Annotated in this window: 8 protein-coding genes, 1 tRNA gene and 1 other RNA gene; all 10 read right to left on the reverse strand. The window is 54.5% G+C overall.

From position 1 onward, the window contains the following. Positions 1-89: 89 nt before the first annotated feature. Positions 90-3,791 carry a BREX-1 system adenine-specific DNA-methyltransferase PglX gene (gene pglX / locus AC13CY_RS11265; RefSeq protein WP_483052526.1) on the reverse strand — a complete coding sequence of 1,234 codons (3,702 nt, stop codon included), beginning with the start codon at positions 3,789-3,791 and terminating at the stop codon, positions 90-92. Further along, complete coding sequence (locus AC13CY_RS11270; protein WP_483052527.1) at positions 3,788-5,257, reverse strand: ATP-binding protein; 1,470 nt, start codon at positions 5,255-5,257, stop codon at positions 3,788-3,790. Before AC13CY_RS11270 ends, pglX begins: the two co-directional genes overlap by 4 nt. A gap of 178 nt (positions 5,258-5,435) precedes the next feature. Continuing rightward, complete coding sequence (locus tag AC13CY_RS11275; protein ID WP_089675692.1) at positions 5,436-5,816, reverse strand: type II toxin-antitoxin system VapC family toxin; 381 nt, start codon at positions 5,814-5,816, stop codon at positions 5,436-5,438. Continuing rightward, positions 5,816-6,076, reverse strand: coding sequence for a type II toxin-antitoxin system Phd/YefM family antitoxin (locus AC13CY_RS11280; protein WP_062374361.1), 261 nt, complete (start codon positions 6,074-6,076; stop codon positions 5,816-5,818). The genes AC13CY_RS11275 and AC13CY_RS11280 overlap by 1 nt, the downstream gene beginning before the upstream one ends. 233 nt (positions 6,077-6,309) lie before the next feature. Beyond that, on the reverse strand, positions 6,310-9,993 hold the full coding sequence (gene brxC / locus AC13CY_RS11285) for a BREX system P-loop protein BrxC (protein WP_483052528.1): 3,684 nt from the start codon (positions 9,991-9,993) through the stop codon (positions 6,310-6,312). 192 nt (positions 9,994-10,185) lie between these two features. Further along, positions 10,186-10,809, reverse strand: a complete 624-nt coding sequence (locus AC13CY_RS11290; RefSeq protein ID WP_289111458.1) for a DUF1788 domain-containing protein — start codon at positions 10,807-10,809, stop codon at positions 10,186-10,188. 149 nt (positions 10,810-10,958) lie between these two features. Next, positions 10,959-11,561, reverse strand: coding sequence for a DUF1819 family protein (locus tag AC13CY_RS11295; RefSeq protein ID WP_228219535.1), 603 nt, complete (start codon positions 11,559-11,561; stop codon positions 10,959-10,961). A 205-nt stretch (positions 11,562-11,766) separates the two neighbouring features. Beyond that, positions 11,767-11,863: signal recognition particle sRNA small type (ffs, locus tag AC13CY_RS11300), an RNA gene on the reverse strand. A gap of 45 nt (positions 11,864-11,908) precedes the next feature. After that, positions 11,909-11,985, reverse strand: a tRNA-Met gene (locus AC13CY_RS11305). Between the two features lie 102 nt (positions 11,986-12,087). After that, the gene (locus AC13CY_RS11310; protein ID WP_062359358.1) at positions 12,088-13,020 is read right to left on the reverse strand and encodes a choline ABC transporter substrate-binding protein; all 933 of its coding nucleotides are present in this window, start codon (positions 13,018-13,020) and stop codon (positions 12,088-12,090) included. Between the last annotated feature and the right edge of the window lie 196 nt (positions 13,021-13,216).

Genomic DNA, 13,216 nt, shown 5'->3' on the forward strand with positions numbered 1-13,216 from the left:
ACATAGCAACGCTTTATAGTTGAATTCACGCACCGCCGCATTGATCCGGCAAATGCAGCATACTTCCGCCGCAGGCAGCCTTCTAAATCTTACACCGCCTTCTCCCCCGTCACGGCCTTCACTTCCGCCAACAAATCCCCAAACTTCCCGTAGTTCACCTTCACCCCATCATCCAGATCCAGTGAAATACGCTGGTCGGCGTAGTGGCGCAGCTTCTCGTCGAAGGTGTTGAGTTCGGCTTGTTGCTTGTAGAGCTTGCTCAATTCCTTCTCGATGGCTTTTGCTTCGGCGGCGGAGGTGCTGGCGTCTTTGTCTTGCTCTAGCTTTTCCACGTAGCTGGCGAGCTTGGTGGTGAGCGGGATGACGTAGTCGGTGCGCATCTCGGCTAGGGTGCTTTCGTTGTAGCGGTGCAGGTAAACCAAACACTCGAAGGCTTTCTGCTTGCCGGAGGAAAACAGCCAGTAAATGGGGCGTTTCTTGTAGGTGCGCAGGTGGTCTTTGAAGAACTGGGTGCTTAGGTAGCGGCGAATGGTGTCCAGGGCAGCCTCGCCTTTCTTGGGCTTAATGGCGTGCAGGCAGAGGCTTTCGGCGACGAAATCGAGGTTTTCTTGCAAATGTTCCTCACCCCACACAGTACGCACGAAATCGCGGAAGCGGTTGGTGGCGTCGTCGGGGAACCATTCCTGATCGGTGAGCGGGATGATGGCATTGTCATCCGGGGCGAAGTTTGGCTCGGGGATCTGGGCGAGGTAGTCGCGGACGGTTTCGCCCTGACTGGCGAGGATCAGGCCGGGCTTGTCCAGCGAGTAGCGGCCCATCATGCAGCCGATGGCGTAGCTGACCAGCTCTTTGAGAGTGTCGCACTGAAGCAGAGCTTCCAGCTCTTCCTCGGAACGGTTGCCGCCGTAGCGGTAATGGGGGTTGCAGGTGAGGGTTATATCCTTCAGTAGCACATCTGAAGAAACTTCATTCTGCAGACCGTAGATGTTGATAAATAACGTGTTATTTTTCTCCTCCAACAACTGCATGCCACGCGTCATTTCGCTCCAAGTAGCTCGTATATTATGGTAATTATCTTTTAACCTTTTCCCGTGATCATGACCACCAAAAAGGGGAAAAGTACTGAATCTCCACGATACCTCATAGAGGTCCCAATCACATTTTGCTATACTTATAGCATTTTTATAAATCAAATTTAGCTGATCTTTTTCACGCTGTATTGATTCAACATCAAAAGGAAGGTCACCTACACTACTAGATATAAAATGTAGCGTGGGATTCATAGTTTCGATAAGCTTCGTCCCTACCTTAGAGCACAAGAACGGCAAAAAAATATCAGCATCCACACCAAACAGCGACGGTGCTTCAACATTAAAAACGAAACCTGACTCTAAAAGGCGCGCACTAAAATGCGAGCTAGTTGTATGAGACCAAGTAACAGCTTCTTGATAATAGCGGTGTGTATTTTTTATTATCCTTGTGGGTGAGCCATATAGCTTGGTAGCGAATTTATACAGTTCCTCACCACCGCCTTTCCAGTTCAAAACAAAATCATTATTTCCATACCATTTGCGATACGGCCCACCTTTTTTATGTGGAAACCATTTACAATCACTAAGCCTTGCTAGATCAGCATTTTTCGCTTCAAATTCTACGTTCTTTACAGATACTTCGAACCACAACCTGAGAAATCTGTTGTTATCACTTGTTTGAAGACCTGACCCTGTCTCACCCAGCTCTCCAATCTTGGGAAATTTAGCGTAGGCTTCATAAACACCATCACCCAAGTCATACGCCACCGGACTCCCCGGAATCTTCTTAAAATCATCCGGCTTGGCGTCATAGAACCAGCCGCAGTCGCGGTTCTGAATGGCTTCAAGCGTCTTCGGGCCTTGATTGGCAGAGCCACGAAAATCCGACAGCCGAATATAGCTGCCGGTGTAGCTTGCGATATGGCCTTTACTCAGCGTGAAGGTACATATTGGCACCGTTGCCCCATCAAAGCCTGAGTATTCCAACTGAATCAAGCTGGTGATGACATCTTCTTCAATCAGTCGCTTACGCAGCTGCTCGTAGCTGGAGATAAACATCCAGACGAAGGGCGTCATAAAGCCAAGCTGGCCATGCTCCTTGGCAAAGTCTAGATTGCGGACGATATAGGCCGAAAATAGATCCTTTTCGTAGCCTTTGTAGGCATCTTTTAGGTATTTCTTCACCGCTGGCGTTTGATACTTACTGCCCATATACGGCGGATTCGCCACTACCGCATTGTAGCGCTGCGCCAATACCCAAGCCTGCTGCACTACCGGCACCAGCCGCTGGGCGGCGGCCTTTTGCATCATATCGCCGATGTTGGTGAGTTCGGTCAGGTCTTGCAGCAGTGCTTTCAGCGGCACTTCCCATTCATTGGGCACTTCAATCAGCGAGCCGAAGGTTTTGGCATCTTGAAAGCGCTCAATCAGGTCGGCCATCAGCTTGTAAGTGGCATCGTTGCTGGAAAGGTCTTGCTGTTCGCTCTCAAACAGACTTTGGGATTGGCCCTGGTGCCAGTCGCCGGTGAGGTTTAAATCGCGCCATAGGGTGTTGGCATCCAGGTGTTGGCTGCTTTGCATGGCCAGCACGTTCAGCCGCACATTCCTGCCTAAAATGCGTCGGTCGTCTTCGCGGGCTTTCATCAACAGCGCAAAGCCGGCAAGCTGGGCGGCGCGGTCGTCGATATCCAGGCCGAACAGGTTGTTTTCCAGAATCAGCTTGGGGATGTCGCGGGTGCGGTAGCCGCGCTCTTCGTAGATCGCCTTCAGCACGTTGTAGGCTTCGACCAGAATATGGCCGGAGCCGCAGGCGGGGTCGAGTACCTTGATGGTCTCGGGGTCGATACTCTCCGGGGTGATGGCATCCAGCTGGGCCTGTACTTCTGGCTCCTGCTCGGCGGGCTCGATGTAGTACGGCATCTCGGCCTTGAGTGGCGAGCCTGGGTAGGTTTGCAGCCACTGGCGGCCTACCGAGTTCTGCACCAGGTATTGCACGATCCAGTTGGGGGTGAACAGCTGGGTGGCGGCGGGGATGTCTTCGCTTTTCACCACCTTGCCGATCACTTCGTCCTTCTTATCGCTGATGTAGAACTGGTAGAGCCAGCCAATCACTTCTACGTCCTGCCAGTCGTCTTCGGGAATCGCTTCCACCAGCTCGCGGATCAGCGAATCGGTCTTGGTCAGGTTGTTGGGCAGCAGCAGTTCGCTGGCGTCGTCCAGCGGCTCGAACAGGAACGGCATGGCGTCATGCAGGGCGTGGCACTGGGCCAGCAGCAGCTCGCGGTAGAGGGTTTCATCCTGGGTGCCGTCGAGCTTGAGTTCGCGCACGCGGGCGGTGTCTAGCCCTGGTAAATCTACCTCTAAGCATTCCTCCAGAATCTGGAACTGCCCGGCTTCGCCCCCTGCCCCACTCAGCACGCGGCGGCCGTGGTCCAGGTAGCCGTGAATCTCCATATAGCGAATGGCGCACAGGCGGTTGAACCAGCTATAGGCGGCCTGCTCTATCGCTTGAGTAAAGCCATCGCGCTGCACCCACGCGGCCAGCGCTTCCCGTGCGCGCTTTAAGTGGGCGGGCACGGTGTGGGTTTGGCCATCCTGAGCAGTCATCACCAACACATCGCCCTTTAGCTCCAGGGGGGCAATCACCACACCGCCTTTGCCCTCCGGGCTAATGCCCACTCGGGCCGCCTGGCGCGTCATGGTGTCGATAAAGCGGGCGCGGGCCTTGGGGGCGTATTTTTTGATGTTGGCGGTGTTCATGTTAGATCCTTGAAAGTGTCTTGCAAAAAGCGCTGGCCTTGAGGGGTTAAGCGGTATTGTTGAAGGCGGCTATTGGGCTTTTCGGGCAGCGTCATTTCAATCAGCTGCTGCTGGCGTAAATTGCCTACTTGTTTATTGAGCTCACCGGAAACGCCCTTGTGACCCAGCTCACGCGCTATGGCAGCTTTACCCAGCGGCTCCTGCTGCAGTATCAACAGCACTCTGGCTGCCAGCGCTGACTCTAGCCGTGACTCTAGCCGTGACTCTGACTGCACTGACTCAGCCTGGGTCACTGAAGCTGACTGCTGGATAGAAACCGGCGTTGCCAGCCGAATACTCAAACGCACGCGGTTGGCAATTTCTTCAATATGCGGTTCAGGCAGCCCTTGGACTTGGGCTTCCGAGAAAATACGCTTCACACCGCTGCCCCACTGCTCTATCAGCCCAAGCTCACGAAACACGCGGGCAATCACTGGGTTGCGAATCATCGAAACGCCGCGTTTCATGTCTTCAATGGTCATGCCGGGCATCAGTAGTCCTGGGCTTTCAATCTCGATACGGTCGTCATAAAACGCAATGCGTATGGGGCTGCCGCGTTGGGAGTAGTCGCTGTGTACCAAGGCGTTAATAATCGCTTCACGCAGGATGGTCAGCGGGATACTCCACACATCGCGGCGACGCATGGCGCCAAACTCTGCCTGCTTGAAAGCATGTTTTTTGAGAAACAGCTCGATGTCATCAACCGCTTGGGGTAACGGCGCGTGAATATCTGTCTGGTCGAAAATCTCGACCTTATCGGTGCCGCGAAAACGGCCGCACTGAATCCAGGCATCTTCAAAGTGCCATTGGCGCTCGCGGCCAAACAGCAAAATTCCGCCCACGCTGGGTACTAGGCGACCTTGATACGAGACAAGTAGCCGTAACGTGCGAAGTTTATTGTCATCAAGCAGCTGTTCGCTGCGAAAGGCTTGCTGTATGGCGTTTTGGTCGAGGTCGTCACGGCTCAGCTCAGGCATGGGCTGAACGTCAAAGGTGGTTCCGCTCGCTTGGCGCTGCATTTCTTGAATGAGGGCCAGCCCCGCCTGCCGATTGCTAGAACCAAGCCGCACCAGCACACCGTTTTCTTCGCCAAGCGCTTTGAAAAAGTGTGGGCGTGCGCTGCTCAAAAACACCTCAATACACACCAGGGTATGTTCGCCCACACTCACCAGTTCAATATTGGGCAGTAGCCGGGGGTGAATGGCATCCGCGATCATGCTGGTCAGGCGCTCTTCTATATCCAGCGGATCATCCACGCCTAGCACGGTGCCATCATCGTCAACACCAATGATCAACTGGCCACCGGCCGTATTGGCAAAGGCGACCAGTGTTTTCATCAGCGGCTTGGGCGATGATAGGTCGCGCTTGAACTCAAGCTGCTTGCCTTCTGGCTCGCTTAGGCGCTGTTCAATGGTCGCGGTGGTCATAGGTGCCTTGTTGCCTTTTCATGTTTCTTTCCGCTTCGCTGTCCCGCGTCCCAGGACACGGGACGGCAGTGAACAGGCAATATTGGTCGTGTCAACAAAAATCGCTGAGCGCTAGCGCAGCTACTTGGTTAAGCATGGCGTTAGGGGGCGTAGTGTTTGGTGATTGACTCAGGACGAACTATTCCGGGCGAAAAACATCGATCTCCAGGCCATCGATATGGCGGTAATGGCGGTCATTGGCGGTGAGCAAAGGCACCCCTGCCTCCATCGCGGTGGCGGCAATCAGGGCATCGGCCATTTGCATGTTATGGCTTAGCGCATAGCTTTCGACCAAAAACATGGCACGCGAGGATATCCCCTCTTCCAGATGGCGGATGCTTGCTTGCCAGTAGATCAGTGCCTGGCGTAGCTGCCTTAGCTCCTGCTTGTTGCGCATGCCCTGCACCAGTTCCATATAAGTGACGGCAGAGAGCCAGAAACCTGGCGCGTCATCCAGGCGCTGGGCGGCGGCGCGGTTGCCGCGCAAATTCCAGATCAGCACATCCGTGTCCACCAGCATCAGTCGCTGCCCTCGAAGGAGCGCGGCGCGCGCAAATGGCGGACTTGGGTGTCAATCTCCTGGGCGCTTGCCTCGCCCTGATCTGCCCAGAGGCCGAACGCCGGGTTGGGGGCCAAGCGCTTGTTAGGTGTGGCAGACGCCACCCCCACTAGGCGAGCACATGGCTTGCCGTGGAAGGTGATCTCTACGGTCTCGCCACGCTGGGTAGCGGCAATCAAAGCTTTGGTTTGCAAGCGCAGCTGCTTGACGTTGGCATGCATGATGACTCACCTCTGCGGTATCGCTCAGACCCGACGCGGATGAACGGGTTATTTTTAAAGTGTAACCTGCTCGTCGATACCCTGCCAACCAGGATGCTTAGGCTTGGCGATAGTCGTTGCCCCTGTTGGCGGTTCAGGGTGCGTCGGTGAATTTGGCAACAGTCTGTTGCCAAATTGCAGCGGCCCCCTGTGCTCAGCTTGTCGCTCCACTTTCAACAAAAATCGTTCGAACACTAACGCACCTGTACCCGTTTGCCCGCTGAAAGTGACCCTTCCAGCTCTTTTCTCAGCTCGTCCATAAACGCATCGACTTCCGCTTGGCTTTCCAGGTACACCCCTCTATGCACGCGGCTGAGTACGTCGCTTACACGCACTCTTGCCACGGGTTTGGGGGCATTTACCGCCGCTGGTGCTGTTGCGGTGTGCGGGTCGTACGCTTTATCACCTGGTGCCGTTTGTGGGGCTGGCTTGGGGTTCTCTGATGTTGGAGCCGGTGTTGTGGTGTTTCCCGCAGGCGCGGGCGTCTGCCGCTTGGCCGCCTCAGCCTGTGCGTTGTGAAGCGCATCCAAGCTTTCTTCTTCTAAATCAACGGCAGTTTCGGTTTGCAGCTGGTAGATTTGCGCGACGCTGACCGATTGATTGACCGAGGCTTTAAGCTGCTGCAGCGGGTGCAGCAAGCGGTTGCTGAGCTCGGCGGTGCCAATGCCGCTTTTGGCTATTTCAGCGCTTACCTTGGCGATGCGCGTGTCGATACGGGCAATGGCGTGCTGGCGTTTTTCCTCTATCAGGCGGTTGTTCACCTCATCCAGCGTGCGTACCAGGCCATCCACCTGGTTCAGCATGGCGTAAGGCGCTTCGGCGCGGTAAATACGCTCACACTCGGCCAGCGCTTGCTGGGCCTGGGTGTTTTTCTCAAGCTCCAGGCGGTTCACCGCAAACCGGTTGAGCGCTTGCTCCAGCTGTTGCCACGTGGTGAGCTGCTTGGTAAAGAAGTCGTTGAGATCGCGGTAGTCTTCTTCAACATCGAGCAGCGTGTCTTGCTGGCTGGCGACGGTTTTGAAGAAATCAAAGCTATCGTCCAGTCGCAGCAGGCGCTCCACTTCGCGCAGTGAGTTTTCAATGGCATTGCGACCGGGGAAGTTGCCCACGTCGGTTTTGCTTTTGTACGCCTCTAGCTCACGCCGCCAGTGGGATAAGCGGTCTACGTAATAGGTAAACAGCTCTTTTTCACTGGTGGGGCCAAGCTGGCCAAACAGCTCTTTGGTGAGGTTACGGGCTTTGTTGAGTACCGCATCTTCGGTTTGGCGCTTTTTCTGGAGGCGGACTTCACTGCGGCGGCGGGCGTTGTTGAGTAGCTCAAAGGCTTCTTTACCGCTGAGCGCGGGGCCAGCGGTGTGGAAGGTTAAGCGCCCAGCGGCATGCAGGCGGCCCAGAATCAGCAGCGTTTCGCCTTCCGGCCAGCCGAAAGGTCGGTTGCTAAAACGCTCAATCAGCGGGTTCAAGGGCACCGGCTCGCCGCCATGTAGCGAGATATACTGCTCTACCTCTTTCACCGCTTGGGCGTTGCCCTCTTCACCATCCAGGTTGAGGTTCTGGGTGCCCAGGTCATCGGCGGTTAATACGGCCTGCAGCTCGCGCATCGGCTCGGGGCTAAGCGCCGTGAGCTGGCTCAGCTTGTTGTAGGTGTTTTCCAGCAGGTAGCGGCAGGCCTCATCCAAACGGGTATTCAACTGGTTGCGGTTGAGATCGAGCTTTTGACCGAGCGCGTACACGTCCGCATCTAGCAGCATCTCTTCCAGGCGCACCCGCAGGCGTTTTTTGCGCTCTTGGTTTTCACGGCCACGGTCGGCCAGAATGCGCTCTACGCTGTGGTCGTTGGCCGATAGGTTCAGGCGGATAAACTTATCGGTTTTCAGCAGGGTACGCAGTTCATCGGTAAAGCGCTTATCGTCGGGCAGCTTAATCAGCACTTGCCCACCGTTATCGCCGCTTTTGTGAATGCAGCCCGCTTCGCTTAGCTGCACGTACTCCACATCCAGCGGTGAGACCACCTCCACCCTTAGCTGGCTTTGATAGCGGCCATCCAGGGTGTGGCCATCCAGGTAGCGGCCAATGCTGTAGTCGGTTTTGTTGACCGGATAGCGGTATTTGTTGCGGTCACGAAACGAGTCTTTGAAGATCAGGCTTGAGAGCTCTTTGTTCTCGTCGCTGCTGGTGACTTCCGTGGCTTTGATCTTACGGGTGATGTCACGCTCTTCATTGGTGAGGAACTGGTATTCATCGCCGTTACGGGTTATCAGGCTCTCTTTTTCCAGCCGTGCCAGGGTCGCTTCCAGCTGCTCACGAATGGCAATACGGTCATCGTCGATTTGGGTCAGCGAGAGTGTCACCAGGTTATCGACCGTACCCTTCACCAGATCCACATAGCGGATCATAAACAGCGTGCGTAGGGTTTCGACATCAAACGCCTCTAACACGGGGTTTTCGCTGGCCTGATCAATGGTGCGCTTCACCGCTGTATCAAGAAAGCCCTCTACCACTGTATAGAAGCAGTGCATTGGTACCAGCGCGCCAATCGTCTTCTCTTGCACGGCTTTGGCGGCCATGTGGAACGCATCGAGCATGGAGCGCTCGCCATAGGCTAAGTGAGCGCCCGTCGCCCCTACCTTGCGGATCTCTTCAAAAACTTTTTGCACCAGTTGGAAGTGGTACGGCACAAAGGGGTAATTGGCGATAAAGCTTTCGACGCCTTCGATGTTTTTTAGCGTGGGGCCAGAGCGGTCAAAGGTCAGCTGGTTACGCAAAATGGAGCCTTTGGCCTCAAACACGCCTTCCAGCTCCGCGCGTGCCGGGTCGGTTTTCACCAGCAGGCGCTTTCGGATCACTTCGTCGGAGTTGGAGCTTGAGAGCGATAAGCGGGTTTTGAAGCGTCCGGCGATTTTGGAAAAATCGTTGGCTTTTGAGGCGGTCATTTCGCCTAGCACGGCATCCATATCCGCCTGGGAGGTGACCACGATCCAGGCACGCCCACCGCAAATCGTGCCCAGGTTTTCGGTGAGCGTTTGCAGAGTCAACATTAAGCGTGTGTCGCTGCCAATGAACTGGCCCACTTCATCCACCATGAACACCATGCGCTGGGTAGCTGACTGCGACTCCAAAAACTCTTTCACCCAGTGGCAGAAGTTCTCTACCGAAACGCTGAAGTTGGTTTCAGATTCCTCAAACCATTTATGCGCCGCTTCAGGAGAGAGATCGAGCGCGGCACCAATCGCTTGCTCGATATCGTCCTGGTAGAACTGATAGCCGTCTCGCTCCTCTTCCCACACCACACCACTGGCCTCGTTAAAGGCCTGCTTAAAACGCTCATACACACCGCGTTTTTCTAGGTGGCGCTCCATATGAGCAATGTGCGGGTAATCAGAGCTAAAGCCTTGGTGCTCGTTAAACACGCGCAGGAAGACGTTCAGGATGGGGTTGCCGTCGTCATTCGAGCTGGCCTTGCTGTCGATGTTGAACAGCACCACGTGGGCCGGTTCACGGACAGCCTTGGCGATGTCTGCCCGGATAGAGCTGTCTACCAGCTTCTGCTCATCAAAAAAATCAGCGGCCCGCTTGGCCTGGCCGTTGGCATCAAACGCTTCCGTGTTGGCGAGTAGGTAAGAGAGCGTTTTCAAAAAGTGAGATTTACCCGACCCAAAGAAGCCACTCACCCAAACGCCCACGCGATTGGCGATGGAAGGGTCATCCAAGGGGCTGGTGTAGGACTCAAAAAAAGCACGAAAGTGCTTTTCTAACTCATTGGTGACGACATACTCATCCAGCTCCTGGTAGATGGTTTCCTGGTCACGCTGGTCGGCCTTGACCACGCCGTTGATTGACCGGCTAAGCGGTTTGAGGAAGAGCTCTTGAATGTGCATATCTGTCCTGTAAATGTTTAAACCCTGAGTTTTGAAAGCACTGCTTAACCACAACCGACTTTTGACAGCTGCCCACACTGTCGTCCGGCCTCATCTATGGGGCTTCATCACTGTAGAAGGCTCTGCGATAACGTTAACAGTCACGGCTCACAACCGGGGCGAACGTAACACACCATAAGGCAACACGCCGCACTAAGGCACGAGCGCGAACGCACGGTAGTAGTTGTTGCTTTTGATCTGCTTAAACAGCGACATCGTCTGCCCGTCGTAACGGCCTGGGTAGAACAACACCAGCGGCTTATGACCGAGTGGCCCGTGTAGGGCATTTAACAAGCTGTGCGCACGTACCATGGGCCACAGGCTGCCAACACCGGTGAGCAATACGATATCAGGCTCATGCGACAAAGAGTGTCGGATGAGGTACGGGGCGAACTTGTCCATGTGCAGCGGCCCACGTAGCGCTTTGAGCAGTGCCGCATCGCCTTTGCTTTTTTGCATGGCAATGGCTTTGTCTAGGAAGCCACGCTCGGTCAGGTAATCCTTTAGCACTTCCAGCAGGTTGACCTGTGCCATTTTGATATCAGGGTGCTGCCGTGCCATTAACGAGGGGAGGAAATTCAGATAGGCACGCACCTGCAGCTCATGTTCGGGCGCGTAATCAAAAATCCAGAAGCCAATTTCATTACCCAGCCCCTGGCCCGCTAAAAAATCGGGCCGAGTGATTTTCTCAGCGACTTGGTTCAACCGTGCCCGTAGCTGATCATCCTCGTGGTGGCTAAAACCGCTGGGGGGTGGGTAGTGATTGCTCTGTGACATGCGGATGCGTCCCTGTGTCTAGCATGTTTGATGCAAGGCATTTTTAATGCAAAAGGCTTATTTTTGATAAGACTATGTCGCTTGCCACCTGCGTTGCAAGGTCTACTTAGTCGCGTTTTGACGTCAGCAATGAGAGTAGAGGGATAAAATTACCGCAACTGGCGACAACAGGCACTCAAGCGGACGTGCTGGTAGGTTTCAAGCAAGCTTTTTACTTCTGGACGCAGCAGCAAGGGCTGTAACTTGCGCGAGCGACTGGAGGCCAATACGCCGACTTCCGTCAACATACGATACACCACCTGCCCCATTTTACGTTTGGAGCTTTCCGCCCACCCTGCTATTGCTTCATCACGATGGGCACGCTCGGCTAAAAACTCATCCCACTGGTAGGCCTGAAGCGCCTCCGCCTGGGTTAAGAAAGCATCGGCGACGACACTTTCAAGAAACTCCACTAATAGCAGGTTACGTGCCATGGCCGCACAGAAAGACACCTGTGTGGCGAGCTGGTCGTCGCCATCGCGCAGCGCTTGCCAAAACGGTGGCTCCAACTTCTCTAAGCGCTTGCGAATCGCTTGCCCTGCACGCTTGGCCGTCGCTGGTCGGTTCTTCTGCAAGCGGTTATCAACGATGATTGCTTGGTGCCACTGCTCTTCATCGGCATCAGACAGCAGCAAATCGGCAACGGCGCGGCTCTCGCGCACCATCAGCCCACCGCCGATCAAGTCAGAATTGTAGCTGAAAGAACCAGTCACTGAGTATTCACCTATACCGTTCGTGTAGCGTCCTATTCCTATTAGGGCGCAGCTCAATAAACAGCATCATCGTATTGATGCATGATCGCCAGGAATCAGTGAGTCAAAGGGGCGCTTGAGGGGAATATAGAGCCAACTTGCAAGTAGTATTCGGCATACTCAGCGGCAATAGCTGGAAATAATAGTAGACCAGAAATGGAGGCGGCCCCAAAAGCCACATCCCGGCACACGCAGCCACCACTACCGTTGCTCCCTTCCGGGCCTGGCGGGGTTCGCAGTTTAGCGTTGCGGGAGGACCTAAGGGGCCACCATAGTCGTATGCTGTTGAACTGCATACTTGCGCTGATTGGTGGCTACGCCCTGATTTGAACAGGGGACCCCATCATTATGAGTGATGTGCTCTAACCAGCTGAGCTACGTAGCCTTTTCGACATCAGCGGGTGCAGATTATGCCTATATGAGTGAAAAAAGGCAAGCCGAAACGGCCTACCTTTTTTATTGCATACCTCACTCAGCTCAACCGAGCTTACAGCGCTGCTTTTACAACAGGCAGTGCTTCTTCGCCTTCACGCGTTGTCACACCCTCTAACCAAGCATCAAGGATCTCAGGGTTATCATTGAGATACGTGCGCGCCGCCTCACGCGGCTCAACGCCTTCATCCATAATGGCGCTCATTAATTGGTTTTCCATTTCCAACGTAAACGTCATATTGTTGAGCAGTTCACCCACATTGGGGCAGGACTCCACAAACCCGGCGCGAGTGTTGGTGTAAACCGTCGCCCCACCAAGGTTGGGGCCGAAATAATCATCCGCGTCGGAGAGATAGGCCATCTCAAAGTTACTGTTCATCGGATGCGGCTCCCACCCCAGAAACACCATCCACGTTTCATTCGGCACCCGCGCGCGGAGTTCGGCCAACATCCCCGCCTCGCTGGAATCGACCACCTGCCAGTCACCTAACCCATAGGCGTTATCGTCGATCATTTGCTCAATGAGCTCGTTACCGTCGTTCCCTGCTTCAATACCGTGAATGCGCTGCTCAAACTGATCTGCGTGCTCGGCTAAATCATTAACGGAGGTCACGCCAGCGTCATACACATACTGCGGCACGGCGAGGGTGTACTTAGCCCCTTCGAGATTCGCGACCAAACGCTCTACTTCACCACGCTCAATGTACGGATCGCTGATCGATGCCATCGATGGCATCCAATTACCCAAAAACACATCAAAATCATTGTTGCGTATCCCTGCATAAGCGATGGGCACCGAGACAGTATCCACGCGGGGCTCGTAGCCCAGCGCTTCCAGCACTTCACTCGCCAGCGCCGTGGTCACCGTAATATCGGTCCAGCCCACCTCAGCAAAACGTACGCTACTACATTCACTCGCGAAGGCCGTCACCGGTAAAAAAGCAGTGACGAATAGAGCACTTAAACGACGTTTAGATAGCTGTTGCATACATATTTCCCTCGTTGTCTGTTGTATTGATACGCCCTCTGCAAACGGTCGATGCAGGAGTAAGAAACCAGCAGACACACTTTTATTGATTGAACGTTCAATAAAAAAATGCCATTATATTCAGGTAACCATGCCTACTCCTGCTTTTCAAGGCGAGGAGCCAATGGGCATTCAACGTCATTAGGAGATAGCTGTG

The organism is Vreelandella sp. L-15, from assembly GCF_056857635.1.